The sequence below is a fragment of the Intestinimonas sp. genome, assembly GCF_026169115.1.
Classification (GTDB): Bacteria; Bacillota; Clostridia; order Oscillospirales; family Oscillospiraceae; genus Intestinimonas.
The window spans coordinates 1-15,021 of sequence record NZ_JAPFEA010000107.1; the positions used below are offsets into that span (position 1 = coordinate 1).

Sequence of the window (15,021 nt, forward strand, 5' to 3'; positions counted from 1 at the left end):
CACGACTGATTTCCCTGCGTTATACCATCTGGCTGGCCGCCGTTTCGATTTTGAGTTGTTCAGCGGCTTGATTTTGTGTTGCCTTTTTCGCTGCTCCCAAAACCTGAAATTTCTACTTGACTTTTGTTAGCAGGTCTTTCTTTGGCGTCATTTTAGCACGGAATCTGCTCCCGCCACCACCCCACAGCCCGAGAATCCTGTCTCGCAGGCCGAGAATGGCCCCCTAACACAAGACCCCGGGCCGAATCAGCGGCCCGGGGTCTTTACTTCAGAACAGATCCTTCTTCTTCAGGATGATGGCGATGATGCCGATGAGACCGCCGGCGATGAGGAGGGGGACCCACCAGAACTGGTCCAGCGGAAGGCCGCTGCCGTTGATGTTCATGCCATAGAAGCCGAAGACAATATTGGGGATGGTGAGCAGGATGGTGATGGAGGTCAGGACCTTCATGATGACGTTGAGGTTGTTGGAGATGACGCTGGCAAAGGCGTCCATCATGCCGGAGATGATGGAGGAATAGATATTGGCCATCTCAATGGCCTGACGCACCTCAATGAGCACGTCCTCCAGCAGGTCGTGGTCCTCCTCATAGAGGGTGATGATGCGGCCCCGGAGGATCTTTTCCAGCGTCACCTCGTTGGCCTTCAAGGACGTATTGAAGTAGACCAGGGACTTTTCCAGATCCAGGAGCTGGATGAGCTCCTTGTTCCGCTGGGACTTGTAGAGCTGCCGCTCCATATAGTTGTAGATCTTATCGATCTGCTTGAGGTATTGGAGGAATCGCTTGGCCACCTGCAAAAGCAGATAGAGGATGAAGCTGGTCTTCTTCTGGGTCTCGGCATTCTTCACCAGGCCGTCCTGGAAGTCCCGGATCACCGGGGTCTCCTTCAGGCAGACTGTGATGATGCACTTCTCCGCCACGATGATGCCCAGGGGCAGGGTGGAGTAGACCACCGCATCCCCCTTCTCCACCGCAGGCAGGTCGATGATGATGAGGGTCTGGTCGTCCTCGGTGTCGATCCGGGAGGTCTCCTCCTCATCCAGGGCCGCCCGCAGGAACCCGGGGTCGATGCCCAGCAGGGCGGTAACGGTGGACATCTCGTCCTCCGTGGGGTAGGTGAGATTCACCCAGCAGCCGTCCTCGGCCTTGTCCAGCTTGGTCATCTGGCCGTTGATGGTCTTGTGAATGGTCAGCATTGGTATCACGCCTTTCCGGGGCGCGGGAAATGGACAAAAATCCCGCCCTCCTTGTTTTTGCCGCCCCTGCGGGTCCCCCCGCCAGGGCAAGCGGCGTACAAGGCGCGCGGGTCCTGCCAGCCGTGCTGGTCAGGCCCGGAGCCTATGCGCCGCGCTGTATAGATCAGATCTTCGACTCAGAGGGTCACCGCTCACGGCGCATATCACTCCTTCTTGCTCAGTTTTGCCCGGTCTCGCCGGGCGCTTGATCCAGTATATTCTATTATATGCCTCTTTGTCCGGGATTGCAAGGGCGACTTCCCGCCGGGGGCAGAAAAAGCCGCCCGTCCGCAGAGTTCTGCGGACGGGCGGTATGAAATCACACAGCGGTTCAGTGGTCCCGGTTGAAGATCTTGAAAATGTCCTCAAAGGGGTCCTGCTCCGGCTCCTCGGAAAGGGGCTCCAGCACGGGGCGCTCCCCACCGGCTGCCTTGGCGCCGGCGGGCGCAGCGGCCTTCGCCGCGGCCTCCCGGCCAGCGGAGAAGGGATTGGAGGGCATGCCTCCGGCGCCCTCTTCAAAACCGGTGGAGATGACAGTGACCCGGATCTCGTCCTCCAGCTCCTCGTCGAAGGCGGCGCCGAAGATGATGAGGGCGTCGGGATGGGCGGCCTGCTGCACCAGGTTGGCCGCAGTCTCCACCTCCTCCAGACCGATGTCCATGGAGCCGGTGACGTTGACCAGCACGCCGTGGGCGCCGTTGATGGAGGTCTCCAGCAGGGGGCTGGAAATGGCCATCTTGGCGGCCTCCTCGGCCTTGTTCTTGCCGGCGGCACGGCCCACGCCCATGTGGGCCATACCGGCGTCCTTCATGACGGCGGTGACGTCGGCGAAGTCCAGGTTGATAAAGCCGGTGTTCTTGATGAGGTCGGAGATGGACTGCACGGCCTGGCGGAGCACATCGTCGGCGATCTCGAAGGCGTTCTGGAAGGTGATCTTCTGGTCGGTGGCAAATTTCAGCCGCTCGTTGGGGATGATGACCAGGGAGTCCACCTTGCTCCGAAGCTCTTCGATGCCCGCCTCGGCCTGGATCATCCGGCGCCGCCCCTCAAAGGCAAAGGGCTTGGTGACCACGCCCACCGTGAGGAGCCCCGCCTCCTTGGCGATGTCGGCCACAATGGGGGCCGCGCCGGTGCCGGTGCCGCCGCCCATGCCGGCGGTGATGAAGACCATGTCGGCGTCCTCCAGGGCCTTGGCGATCTGGCCCCGGCTCTCCTCGGCGGACTTGCGGCCCACGTCCGGATTGGAGCCTGCGCCCTGACCGCCGGTGAGCTTCTCACCGATCTGGATCTTGTAAGTGGCGCTGGATGTCGTCAGCGCCTGCTTGTCCGTATTGACCGCGATAAAGTCCACGCCCTGTACGCCGGAGCGCACCATGCGATTGACCACGTTGCTGCCGCCACCGCCCACGCCGATGACCTTAATGGTGACGACGCTCTCAGGCCCTGTATCCAATCCAAAAGCCATGCCCGTTCCTCCTATGTAAACAACTAGTGATAGTAAAGCTGGGTAGACGCATACCAATATACTGTATTGTATCGCGCTTTCCCCACGAGGTCAATAGTCTGCGCGAGATTTCGTTCCACTTTCCCCGTCAGGTTCCGGCAGTTTCCGGGATAAATCGGGGCTGCTCCAGCGTGAGATCCACGACTCCCCGCTCATTGGGCTGGATGATGCCCTGGGCCAGGGATTCCGTGAGCACCCGGGTCTGCCACATAAAGTCGTCGCTCATGCGCATCTTTACCCTCAGCCGCCCATCGTAGACCATGGTGACCTCGGCGGCGGAGGTAAGGTCAATGTCCGACACCTCCCCCAGGATGCCCCGCTCCTCCAGCGCGGTCAGGAGATCCATCAGGCTCTCCAGCCGGAAGCTCTCGTTGTCCTCCACCGCCAGGGTGGTTCCCACGGCGGGGAGGAGGGCGGTGAGGCCGGATACCTCCGCCACTTTGGTCTGCCCGGCGGAGGCCACCTGCTCCAGGATCTTTCCCTTGGCATCCACGATCCACCAGCCCTCGCCACCCTGGACCACAGCGGCGGGGGTGCGCTCGGTGACGGTGATGACAATGCCGTCCGGGAGGGCGTGGCGGATGTTCACCTCGTCCACATAGGGGAGACTGGAGTAGATCTTCTGCGCCGTGCCGGCCCCTCCCACCAGAAAGAGGTTATCCCCCTCCTCCACGCCGGAGGCGTCGATGATCTCCTGGGCGGTGTAGCGGTCCATGCCCGAGACGGTGATCTCCCCCACCCGGAAGAAGACCACGCAGCCAGCGGCAATGGCCGCCAGGATGATGATGAGAGACAAGACCTTATAGAGGAGGCCAAAGCGTCCCCGGTTCCGCTGTTTTCTTTTGTTGGAACGCCGTGATGCCATGGCCCGCCTCCGAGTGTCGTTCTGTTTTTCTTGTGCTGGCCCAGTATACCACAAGAACCTAAGAAAATCGTTAAGAAATCCTTACAAGTTGGGCAAGTCCGCCCGGTCACCCTCCAGTCGGCGGATCCGGGCGCCCAGACTGCAAAGGGTGCCCTCCAGGCCGTGGTAGCCCCGATCGATGTGGCTCAGGCCCTCGATGCGGCTCACCCCCTCCGCGCCCAGGGCGGCCACCACCAGAGCGGCCCCGCCCCGCAGGTCGGCAGCCCGGAGGGACGCCCCACGGAGCTCCTCCACCCCGCAGACCACCGCCACTCTGCCCTCCACCCTGATCCGGGCTCCCATGCGGCAGAGCTCATCTACATGGCGGTAGCGGCTTTCAAACATATTCTCCACAAAGACGGTGGTCCCCTGGCTCCTGCACAAGGCCGCCATCAGGGGCGGCTGGGCGTCGGTGGGAAAGCCGGGGTAGGGGGCCGTGCGGATGGGATGCACTCCCTGGAGGGGGCGGTCCCGCCGGAGAACGATCTGCTTCTCGCCGCTGCGCACCCGGCAGCCGGCCTCCGTGAGGATGGCTGTGACGGTGGAGAGGGCGCGGTAGTCCGTTCCCAGGAGCTCCACCTCCCCGCCGGCGGCGGCTGCCGCCGACAGCAGCGTGGCCGCCACGATCCGGTCCGGCATGACGGTGTGCTCCCCCCCGTGGAGCGGTCTGCCACCGGTGACGGTGACGGTAGAGGTCCCCGCCCCACGGACGTCGGCCCCCAATGCTCTGAGAAATGCCTGGAGGTCCACGATCTCCGGCTCCCGGGCGGCATTGTTGATGGTGGTGGTCCCCGCCGCGCCGCAGGCACAGAGCATGGCGTTCTCGGTGGCCCCCACGCTGGGGATAGCCAGATCGATCTGACAGCCCCGCAGCCCGCCGCTGGGCAGGGCACAGTGAAGGGCGCCTCCCTCCTCCCGGACCTCCGCCCCAAGGGCGCGGATGGCCGCCAGGTGGAGGTCGATGGGCCGGGGTCCCAGCTCGCAGCCCCCCGGCATACTCAGCTCAGCCGCCCCGGTGCGGGCCAGGATGGCCCCCAGGAAGATCACCGAGGAGCGCATCTCCCGCATCAGGGCGTCCGGCACGTCGTTCCGGGTCAGGCCGGAGGCGTCCACCGCCACGGTGTCTCCGGATCGCTCCACCCGGCAGCCCAGATGCTCCAGAATGGCGATGGACGCCCGGACATCGGACAAATCGGGACAATTATGTACCACACTGATGCCGGGGCACAGCACCGCCGCCGCCAGAATAGGCAGCACGCTGTTCTTGGCCCCGTGGACTGTGGCCGTTCCCTCCAGCGTTCTGCCGCCTTCCACCTCATAAATGCTCATGACCGTCCACCCTCCGCATATTCCAAGTCTCAGGCCATACTATGCGTCGGGTGGGAGGGGTGACAGCGGGCAGTGCTTACCGCCCCGCCTTCATGAGGGATATCAGAGTCTGATAGATCTCTTCGGCGGCGTCGGTCACCGAGAGTTCGGCCAGAGCCGCCGACATGGCGGCGCGGCGCTCCGGGTCGGCCAGCAGCTCCTTCACCTGCCGGTAGAGGGCCGCCCCGTCGATGTCCGGCTCCAGCAGCACCGCCGCCCCACCGTGGTGCTCCAGCACCCGGGCGTTCTTCTCCTGGTGGTTATTGGTGACATTGGGGGAGGGCACCAGCACGCAGGGCTTGGAGATGGCGGTGAGCTCCGAGATGGTGGAGGCCCCGGCCCGGCACACCACCAGGTCGGCGGCGGCCATGACCAGGGGCATGTCGTAGATGTACTCCCGTACCTCCGCCCCACCGTTGAGGTCCACGCCCCGCTCCCCAAGGGCGGCGGTCAGGCTCTTGTAGTTCCGTCCGGCGCCGTGGATGTGGTGGAAGGGGAAGCCCTCCGCCGCCTCGGCGCACAGAAAGTCGGCCATATACCGGTTCATGACGTCGGCCCCCAGGCTCCCCCAATAGGAGAGGACCAGGGGGCGGTCATCGGCGAGCCCCAGGGCCTGCCGGGCCTCCCTCCGGGTGTGGTCAAAGAAATCCCGGCGGACCGGGGTGCCGGTGACCACCACCCGCTCCGGGTGGGGGTAGTGCTGCCGGGAGTCCTCAAAGCCCACCATGACCCGGTCCACCACCTTGGACAGGAGCTTGGTGGTGAGTCCGGGGACGGCGTTGGACTCGTGGACGGCGGTGGGGATGCCCCGCCGGGCGGCCTCCTTCACCACGGGGTAGGAGGCGTAGCCGCCGGTCCCCACCACCAGGTCAGGCCGGAACTCGTCTAAAATGGCCCGGGCCTGCCGCCGGGCCTGGGGCAGGGTGACCACCGTCATGACATTGTGCTTGATGTCCTTCCACTTCCACGCCCGGTGGATGGTGTTCACGTGGACGGTACGCAGCTCGTAGCCCTCGTGGGGCACCAGGGTCCGCTCCATGCCGTTGTCCGCCCCGGCGAAGAGGACCTGACAGTCCTGATGCCGGGACTGAAAGAGCCGGGCCAGGGCGATGGCCGGGTTGATGTGGCCGGCGGTGCCGCCGCAGGTAAAGAGGATCTTCACTTCAACACCTTCTCATCCGGCTTTGGGGGCCGGGATCTGTCTGGATACGCTGAGGACGATGCCCATTTCCACCAGCTGGATCACCAAGGCGGTGCCGCCGTAGCTGAAAAAGGGCAGGGAGATACCTGTGGGCGGAATGAGGTTGGTGACCACACCGATGTTCAGGAAGACCTGAACGGCCACCTGCGTGGTGATGCCCACGATGAGGAGGGCGCCGAACCGGTCCCGGGCATGGAGGGCCAGCCAGTAGCCCCGGAGGATGAGCAGGGCAAAAAGGAAGAGGATCATGGTCGCGCCGATGAAGCCCAGCTCCTCGCACACGATGGGAAAGACATAGTCGTTCTGGAGCTCGGGCAGGTAGAGGAACTTCTGCCGGGAGTTTCCGAAGCCCAGGCCCAGCAGACCGCCGGAGCCGATGGAGTAGAGGGACTGGACGATCTGGTAGCCCTCCCCCTGGATGTCGCTCCAGGGGTCCTGCCAGATGGCGATGCGGTCTGCCATGTAGTCGGTGGCGTTGATGACCACCCAGAACACGGCCACGACCAGCCCGCCGCCCGCCGCGAACCACCCCAGGCGGATGCCGGCGGCAAAGAGGATGGAGGCGCCGATGGCCAGGATGAGGATGGTGGCGGAGAGGTGGGGCTGGGCGAGGAGGAGCACTGTGATGATGAGCAGCACCACCCCGTAGGGCACCAGTTCCAGAAAGCCGATGCGGTCCAGCAGCTCCAGGAAGTGGCCGGTGTAGGTCCGCTTGTTGAAGTGCCGCTTCTTCTCCGTGTTCCGCTTGGAGAGCCGGGCAGAAAAGTAGAGGATGACCCCCAGCTTGGCGGCCTCGGAGGGCTGCCACCGGGGCAGGGGACCGATGGCTCTGATCCAGCGGTTTGCACCGCCGCCGCTGGCGCCGATGCCGGGGACCTTGACCAGGACCAGCAGGACGATGGAGCCGGCCAGGGCAAATACAGAGAGCCACCGCAGCGTCTGATAGTTGATCTTGCTCATGACGTACATGATGACCACGCCGCCCACGGCAAAAAGCCCCTGGCGCAGGAAGTAGTAGGTCGGGTCGCCCATCTTGTAGAGGGCGTCGGCATAGGAGGCGGAGAACATCATGATGACGCCGATGGCGGTAAGCATCAGCACCAGCATGAGGAAGGGCAGGTCCAGCGGCCCACGTGCCAGCTGTTCCTCTACGGTGAGGTCGCGTTTGAGTTTTCGGGCCATGGGATCTCCTGCCTTTCCGGGAAAGTGTGGACAGCTTAAAAGAGGTTGGCGTCCAGAACGGCGGCGTACCGGTCCGCCACGCCCAGGAAGGCCAGGGCGCAGAAGAGAAGGGACACCAGGGCGAAGACGGCCACCACCTTTTTCTCGCTCCACCCGCACATCTCAAAGTGGTGGTGGAGGGGAGCCATCTTGAAAATACGCTTGCCGTGGGTGGCCTTGAAATAGACCACCTGGATGATGTCGGAGAGGGTCTCGGCGATGTAGACGATGCCCACCAGGACCAGCACCAGGGGCATATCAAAGGCGAAGGCCAGGCCGCACACGGCCCCGCCCAGGAAGAGGGAGCCGGTGTCGCCCATGAAGACCTTGGCGGGGTAGTGGTTGTAGATGAGGAAGGCGCACAGCCCGCCGAAGAGGGCCCCGCCGAAGACGCCCAGGTCGGGGACGCCCCAGTACCAGGCCACCACGGCGAAGAAGGCGGCCACGGGCAGGGTGACGCTGGAGCTCAGGCCGTCCACGCCGTCGGTGATGTTGACGGCGTTGACGGTGCCCACCATGACAAAGGCGGCGAAGGCCATGTAGACCACCCAGGGCAGCTCGATGGTGACCTGGAGGAAGGGGACGTACAGGTGGGGGGCCAGATAGCCGAAGTACCGCAGCAGGGCGGTGAAGGCGATGGCGGCGGCCAGCTGGAGGAGGAACTTGGGCCCGGCGGTCAGGCCGGTGTTCTCCCGCTTCTTCACCTTTTCATAGTCGTCCAGATAGCCGATGACGCCGAAGACCAGGGCAAAGCAGAAGACAAAGAGGGCCCGGAAATCCCCCTGGAGCAGGTCCGGCCAGCCGACCAGCACAACGGTGGCCAGGATACCGAAGATGAACATGAGCCCGCCCATGGTGGGCGTGCCCTGCTTGGACATGTGCCAGGTGGGGCCGTCCTCCTTGATGGACTGGCCGGCCTTCATCCGGCGCAGCACGGGGATGAGCAGCTTGCCGGCCACAGCCGACAGCACGAAGGAACAGAGTGCGGCGATCAGAATTCTCATATTTTCAACCTCCTGGGTAAATTCCCAAAGGGGGATTATACCACGGCCCGTGGGAATCCACAATCGGAGAAATCCACAGATTACGGGTGGAATCCCCCTTTTTTCGCAGAAACGGCCCCACTGGCGAAGCAGCGGGCCACCACCTCCCGCTCGTCCAGGGGAAGGCGCTCCTCCCCCACCTCCTGGTAGGTCTCGTGGCCCTTCCCCGCCAGCACCACCACGTCGCCGGTGCCGGCCAGGGCCAAGACCCTTTGGATGGCCTTCACCCGGTCAGGCTCCACCTCCACCGGGGTGTCCGTCCCCTCCATGCCCCGGAGGATGTCGGCCATGATGGCCGCCGGCTCCTCGGTGCGGGGATTGTCGGAGGTCACCACCACCAGGTCGGCAAGCGCCGCCGCGATGGCCCCCATCACCGGCCGCTTGGTCCGATCCCGGTCTCCCCCGCAGCCGAACAGGCAGAGCACCCGCCGGTCAGTGAGGTCCCGGACGGTGGTGAGGATGTTCTCCAGGGCATCCGGGGTATGGGCATAGTCGATGATGACGGTATAGGCCGCCGGCACCGGCACCACCTCCACCCTCCCCTTCACGCCGGAGACTGACCGGAGGGCGGCGGCGATGTGCTCCATGCCCACGCCCAGATTCAGGGCGCAGGCGATGACCCCCAGGGCGTTATAAATGGAAAAGCCGCCGGGGATGGGGAGAAAGATTCGTCCGATGACGTTTTTCGCCACCGCCTCGAACTCCACATGGCTGGGGAAAAGGCGCAGGTCCTTGGCCACCAGGTCGGCCCGGTCCTTCCGCTCGGAATAGGTGAAGATGGGACAACCGACGTTTTCGGCATACCAGGCTCCGGCCTCGTCGTCCAGATTGAGGACGGCCAGGTCGGTCTGTTGGAAAAGCAGTCCCTTGGCCCGCCGGTAGGACTCCATGGTACCGTGGTAGTCCAGATGGTCCTCGGTCAGGTTGGTGAAGATGGCGGCGGCAAAGCGGATGCCGAAGGTCCGCCGCTGGTCCAGGGCGATGGAGGATGCCTCCATCACCACATGGGTGCAGCCGGCGTCGGCCATGTCCCGGAGGAGGGCCTGGAGGTCCAGGGACTCCGGCGTGGTCCGGCTGGCGGGGAGGACCCGGTCACCAATCAGATTCTGGTTGGTGCCGATGAGGCCCACCCTGGCCCCCGGGACCCGCTCCAGGACCGCCTTCAAAAGATAGGTCGTGGTGGTCTTGCCATTGGTCCCGGTGACAGCCACGCAGGTGAGCTTCTCTGCCGGATGGCCAAACCAGTTGGCGGAGAGGAGGGCCATGGCGGCCCTGGGGTCCTCCGCCACCAGCCAGGGGCCCGGAAACGCGGGGGCCTTGCGGCAGAGCACCGCCGCTGCCCCCCGCTCCAGAGCCTGGGGAATAAAATCCTGACCGTCCGCCTTATAGCCCGGAAGGGCGGCGAAGAGGTCCCCCGGTCTCATGGTGCGGGTATCGCAGCTGATGCCGGTGATCTCCGTGTCATCTTTCCACGTCCCGCCCACGAGGGGCACTCCCTTCAGCAGCTCCTTCAGTCGCATGGCACGCCTCCTTCTGCCGGTTCGATGGGTCAATGGATATTGGAGATGGTTCCGTTCTCGGCGTAGTCCTGGACCGCGGTGTCCATGAAGTGGACCTCCACCACGGTGCCCGGGTCCACCATGGTCCCCGCCGCAATGGACTGCTCCGTGGCGATGGTGGTGTCGGAATAGTCTGTGACGCCCACGGGCCGCAGGTAGAGCCCCAGCTTGGTCAGGGCCTTCTCCGCCGCCGACGCCGTCATGCGGGTGAGGTCGGGAACGGCGATCTGTCCGGTGGGCTTCTCGGCGCCCAGATAGAGGACCACCTCGCTCTTGCCGGGGATGGAGACCCCCTGGGACGGGAGCTGATCGGTAACGGCGGCGCCCTCTCCCACCACCCGGTAGTTCAGGCCCTTGGATTGCAGGAGCTTGATGGCGTCGGCCTGGCTCAACCCCACGGTCTGGGGCACCACCACATCGGCGTAGGATGCGTCGCTGTATACCTTCTCCACCCCCAGATAGTCCAGGATGTCGGCAATGAGGGGACCGGCTGACGGGGCGCCCATGTTGCCGCCGCTGATGTAGAAGCCGTGAGAGGTGTAGTCGCTGCCCGGCACCACGGGGGTGGGGCTGTCAAAGGCGATGAGGACCACCACCTGGGGGTCGTCGGCGGGGGCCACCCCCAGGAAGGAGACGATGAGGTCGCCGGTGTCCTCGTCCCGCTTTTCCGAGGTGCCCGTCTTGCCGCCGATACGGTAGCCCTCCACGTTGGCATTTTTGCCGGTGCCGCCGTTGACCACGCCGTAGAGCATCTCCCGGACCAGGGCAGAGGTGGACTCGCTGACCACCTGCCGGATCTCCGTGGGCTGGGTCTGCTCCACCACGTTGCCCTCCTGGTCGGTGAGGGCCTGCACCACATAGGGCTGCATCAGGTGGCCGCCGTTGACGGCGGCGCTGGCGGCGGTGACCAGCTGGATGGGGGTCATACGGAAGGTCTGGCCGAAGGAGGCGGTGGCCAGAGAGACCTCGCCGTAGAGCCCGGTGAAGTACTCCTGGGTCCACACCAGATTGGTGTTGTCGGCCTCCCCCTGGATGTCGATGCCCGTCTTGCCGATGATGCCGAAGTCCAGCAGGTACTGGTAGAACCTTTCCGCGCCCAGGACCTGCCCGATCTCAATGAAGGCGGGGTTGCAGGAGTTGGCCACCGCCTGGGCCAGGTTCTGGTCCCCGTGGCCCTCGTGCTTGGAGCAGCTGATCCGCCGGTCGGCCACCACCTTGTAGCCGGGGCAGTAGAAATGGGAGTTCTGGGTGACCGCCCCCTCCTCCAGGGCGGCGGCCAGCACCATGATCTTGAAGGTGGAGCCGGGCTCGTAGGTGTCGGTGACCGCCCGGTTGGACCACTGGGAGAACTGGGCGTCTGCCAATGCTTTGGCGTAGGCTTCCTGATTGGTGGCGGGATCGTTCTTCACTGATTCCAGGTAGGCCGCCAGGACAGGGTCGGAGATGGTCCTGGGGTTGTTGAGGTCGTAGCCCGGCGAGGACGCCATAGCCAGGATGGCCCCCGTCTTGGGGTTCATGGCGATGCAGAAGCCGCCCTTGCGCACCTCGTAGGACGTGAGACCGTCGGCCAGGGCCTTTTCGCAATAGCTCTGGATGGTGGCGTCGATGGTGAGCTGGATATTGAGACCGGGCCGGGCGTCCACATAGCTTTCATAGCTGGAGAGCATCTCGGTGCCGTCGTTTTTCTTGGCGGTTACCACCCGGCCCGGCTCCCCCGCCAGCACATCCTCGTACTTTGCCTCGATCCCGAAGGCGCCGCGGTTGCTGTCGTTGACGTTGACAAAGCCGATGACCTGAGAGGCCAGGGAGCTATACGGGTAGACCCGCTTGGTGTCGGGCAGGAGGTAGACGCCGGGGTAGAGCCCATTTTCCTCCTGAAAGGCCCGGACGGCATCGGAGACGGCGTCGTCCACCCGCCACTGGAGGACCTCATACTGGGAGGCGGTGTTCTCCATGCGCTTGCGGACCACGTCGGTCTCCATCCCCAGGATCTCCGCCAGACCCTCGGCCACGAAGGTCTGGTAGCTCCCCGCCATGGCGGCGCTCTCCGCGTCGGTGAGCTCCTTGCCCTTGGCGGCCTTTTCCTTCCCCTTCTTGGCCTTGGTCTCCTCCGCCGCCAGGATGTCCTTGGGGGAGATGACCACATTGTAGACGTCGGTGGACACCGCCAGGATGTTGCCCTGGGTATCGTAGATGGTCCCTCTGGGGGCGGTGACCAGCATATCTCTGGTCTGCTGACTGATGGCCTTCTCCTGGTAAAAGCGGTAGTCCACGATCTGGATCTGCCACAGCTTCCACAGCAGTGGGACAAAGGCCGCCACACCAAACATCATCATCAGGAAGATGGTGCGGCCCAGGATGGTGCTGTTCTGGCGGCGGTCGGCGCCGTCCGTACCGGTCTTGCGCTTTTTCTGTGCCATGCTGGTCTCCTCATGCTCTCAATGACGCGCAAGGGCGTAAGAAAAGCTCTGTTTTCTTACGCCCTTTGGTCTTCTCTATGGCCCGCTTCTCTCACACTGTATGCATGGGCTCAGCGGAAATATGACAGTGCGCCGTCGATCATGCCCCGCGCGGCATCCAGGATGCCGTGGTCTTCCTGCGCCTGATCGTAATAGACCACGCTGTCGTCCTCGGAGAGGTCCAGCGTATAGATCTGGCCGGCTGCGGGCTTGACCATGCTGCCGTCAGCGGTCACCCGGTCTTCGATGGTGCTGGGGTCAAAGGCCAGCTCATACTGGGCCATCAGCTTGGCCTCCTCGCTCTGGAGGTCAGAGAGCTGCCCCCGCAGGGAGACCACCTCATCGCTGACCATGGTGAGCTGCACCGTGCTGAGCATCAGCAGCACGGCAAAGACCCCCACCGCAAGAAAGCCCGCCACCGCAAAAACGGAGATCTGGCCGGCCTCCCGGACCTGGACCTTGGGCCGGGTCAGGGCCCGTTCCCTGGGCCGGACCTTGGGCTGTGGACGAAGGACCTGGCCGCCGCCCCGCTCCAGGGGCCTGGCGGCGGGCTGGGCATAGGCCAGGTTTCCGTAGGTACCGCGGGGTTGGGCAGTTCGGTTTCTTCTCTGTGCCGTGGCACTCGCCATGCAGGTCACTCCAATCTCTTTTGTGTGGGAAAACGCGCCCGACGGGCCGGGGCTACTGCTTCTCCGCGATCCGCAGCTTGGCGCTCCTGGCCCGTGGGTTCTCCTCAATCTCTTCCGCTGTGGGTAAAATGGGCTTCCGGGGCGTCAGCTTGACCTGTGGGGTCTTGCCGCACACGCACACCGGGAAATCCGGGGGACAGGTACAGCCCTTGGCCAGCTCGGCCAGGGCGTTTTTCACGATACGGTCTTCCAGGGAGTGGAAGGAGATGACGCACAGCCGCCCCCCCGGCGCAAGCCTGGGCACCGCAGCCCGGAGCATCCGGTCCACGGCGGTGAGCTCGTCATTGACGGCGATACGGATGGCCTGGAAGCTCCGCTTGGCGGGATGCTGCTTCTCCCGCAGAGCCTGGGCCGGCATGGCGCCCCGGATCACGTCCACCAGCTCCAGAGTGGTGCCGATGGGGCGCTCCCCCCGGCGGCGGACGATGGCGGCGGCGATCTGAGGGGCGTACCGCTCCTCGCCATACTGCCACAGGATCCGCCGCAGCTCCTCCTGGGGCCATTGATTGACCACGGTATCGGCGGTGAGGACCTCGGACCGGTCCATCCGCATGTCCAGCGGCGCGTCGTGCATATAGGAAAAGCCCCGCTCCGGGTCATCCAGCTGAGGGGAGGACACCCCCAGGTCGAACAGCATGCCGTCCACCCCGGAGATCCCCCGCTCGTCCAGCAGTTCGGCCAGATCGCCGAAGTTGCCGTGGATAAGCTTCACCTTGTCCAGATGGCCGGCAAGCCTGTCCTGCGCCGCATCCAGGGCCGCCTGGTCCCGGTCGATGCAGACGAGCCGGCCGGTGGTGAGACGGGCGGCGATCTCCCGGGAGTGGCCCGCCCGACCCAGGGTACCGTCCACATAGGTCCCCTCGGGGCGGATCTTCAAGCCATCCAGGCACTCCCGCAGGAGCACCGGCTTGTGGATCAGAGCCATGGCGGCCCGCCTCCCTTCCTTACAATTCCAGGGAGTCCATGAGCGCCGCCATCTTCTCAGGCGTCATTTCCTCCTCTTCCGTATTCCAGCGTTCGGCGCTCCAGATCTCCGCCCGGTCGTGTACGCCGATGATGACCACGTCCTTCCCCAGGTCGGCGTACGTCCGCAGACGCTGGGGGATGACGATGCGGCCCTGGCTGTCCGGCACGCATTTCACCGCGTTGGCAAACAGGGACCGCATGGCTTTGGATTTGCTGATGGGGAGAGAGGCAAATTTGGCGGTGAAGCGGTCCCAGCTCTCCTGGGGATAGATGGCCAGACAGGTATCCACGCCCATGGCCAAGTAGAAGGGTTCGCCCAGCTCCTCCCGGAGCTTGGCTGGAATGAACAGCCGGCCTTTGGCATCGACGCTGTGCTCGTAGGTGCCGGTCACGCTGCCCAAAGCCGTTCATCTCCCTCCACTTTACTCTATTTCGCTCCATTTCACTCCACCAGTAGTTCCAGTATAATGGTTCTGCCTTGAAATTGCAAGGGTTTATTCCTTCTTTTTTCTCCGAATTTCCCAGATATTTCGGGAAAAATCGACTCTTTTTTGCATTAAAACATTTGTTCTATTTCTCTGTCAGCCGGAGCCCGTCCGTCCCTCTTTTTGGAAATGTTTTGAAAATGGTCCCGTTCTATCCCCTTGCAGGGATTTCCGGGTACATTTTTGCACCGTTTGTGGAAAACTTTTTTGGTCCGCGCCGCTGCAAACAAAAAACGGCGGGGCAAGTCCGAAGACTTGTCCCGCCGTGGGCTGTGAAAAAATTATTTTTGCAGCGCGGGGGCAGGGGTCTTTCTCAGTCGTCCGCCTCGGCGTCATAGACGCTGCGTCCGCCCTGGGCGGGCGCGCCGCCGCCGGAGGGCTGCTG

The 15,021-nt window shown here is 64.1% G+C and carries 12 protein-coding genes; all 12 read right to left on the bottom strand.

Annotated elements, in window-relative coordinates:
* Positions 1-268: 268 nt before the first annotated feature.
* Positions 269-1,198 carry a magnesium transporter CorA family protein gene (locus tag Q0Y09_RS09430; protein WP_297720708.1) on the bottom strand — a complete coding sequence of 310 codons (930 nt, stop codon included), beginning with the start codon at positions 1,196-1,198 and terminating at the stop codon, positions 269-271.
* A 370-nt stretch (positions 1,199-1,568) separates the two neighbouring features.
* Positions 1,569-2,702 (bottom strand): cell division protein FtsZ, encoded by a 1,134-nt coding sequence (ftsZ, locus tag Q0Y09_RS09435; protein ID WP_297720711.1) that lies wholly within the window; start codon positions 2,700-2,702, stop codon positions 1,569-1,571.
* 127 nt (positions 2,703-2,829) lie between these two features.
* Positions 2,830-3,606, bottom strand: coding sequence for an FtsQ-type POTRA domain-containing protein (locus Q0Y09_RS09440; protein WP_297720714.1), 777 nt, complete (start codon positions 3,604-3,606; stop codon positions 2,830-2,832).
* 81 nt (positions 3,607-3,687) lie between these two features.
* Entirely contained in the window at positions 3,688-4,974 is a 1,287-nt protein-coding gene (murA, locus tag Q0Y09_RS09445) for a UDP-N-acetylglucosamine 1-carboxyvinyltransferase (protein ID WP_297720717.1), read from the bottom strand.
* A gap of 76 nt (positions 4,975-5,050) precedes the next feature.
* Positions 5,051-6,175, bottom strand: coding sequence for an undecaprenyldiphospho-muramoylpentapeptide beta-N-acetylglucosaminyltransferase (gene murG / locus Q0Y09_RS09450; protein ID WP_297720720.1), 1,125 nt, complete (start codon positions 6,173-6,175; stop codon positions 5,051-5,053).
* A gap of 12 nt (positions 6,176-6,187) precedes the next feature.
* On the bottom strand, positions 6,188-7,396 hold the full coding sequence (ftsW, locus tag Q0Y09_RS09455) for a putative lipid II flippase FtsW (protein WP_297720723.1): 1,209 nt from the start codon (positions 7,394-7,396) through the stop codon (positions 6,188-6,190).
* Between the two features lie 35 nt (positions 7,397-7,431).
* Positions 7,432-8,439: a phospho-N-acetylmuramoyl-pentapeptide-transferase gene (gene mraY / locus Q0Y09_RS09460; RefSeq protein ID WP_297720725.1), complete on the bottom strand. Its 1,008-nt coding sequence runs from the start codon at positions 8,437-8,439 to the stop codon at positions 7,432-7,434.
* Positions 8,440-8,519: 80 nt separating this feature from the next.
* On the bottom strand, positions 8,520-9,998 hold the full coding sequence (locus tag Q0Y09_RS09465; RefSeq protein WP_297720727.1) for a UDP-N-acetylmuramoyl-L-alanyl-D-glutamate--2,6-diaminopimelate ligase: 1,479 nt from the start codon (positions 9,996-9,998) through the stop codon (positions 8,520-8,522).
* Positions 9,999-10,027: 29 nt separating this feature from the next.
* Positions 10,028-12,457 (bottom strand): penicillin-binding transpeptidase domain-containing protein, encoded by a 2,430-nt coding sequence (locus Q0Y09_RS09470; protein ID WP_297720730.1) that lies wholly within the window; start codon positions 12,455-12,457, stop codon positions 10,028-10,030.
* Between the two features lie 110 nt (positions 12,458-12,567).
* A complete protein-coding gene (locus Q0Y09_RS09475; protein WP_297720733.1) occupies positions 12,568-13,125 on the bottom strand; it encodes a hypothetical protein in 558 nt (185 codons plus the stop codon).
* A gap of 52 nt (positions 13,126-13,177) precedes the next feature.
* On the bottom strand, positions 13,178-14,110 hold the full coding sequence (gene rsmH, locus Q0Y09_RS09480) for a 16S rRNA (cytosine(1402)-N(4))-methyltransferase RsmH (protein WP_297720736.1): 933 nt from the start codon (positions 14,108-14,110) through the stop codon (positions 13,178-13,180).
* Between the two features lie 19 nt (positions 14,111-14,129).
* Positions 14,130-14,543, bottom strand: coding sequence for a division/cell wall cluster transcriptional repressor MraZ (gene mraZ / locus Q0Y09_RS09485; RefSeq protein WP_297720738.1), 414 nt, complete (start codon positions 14,541-14,543; stop codon positions 14,130-14,132).
* Positions 14,544-15,021: the final 478 nt, after the last annotated feature.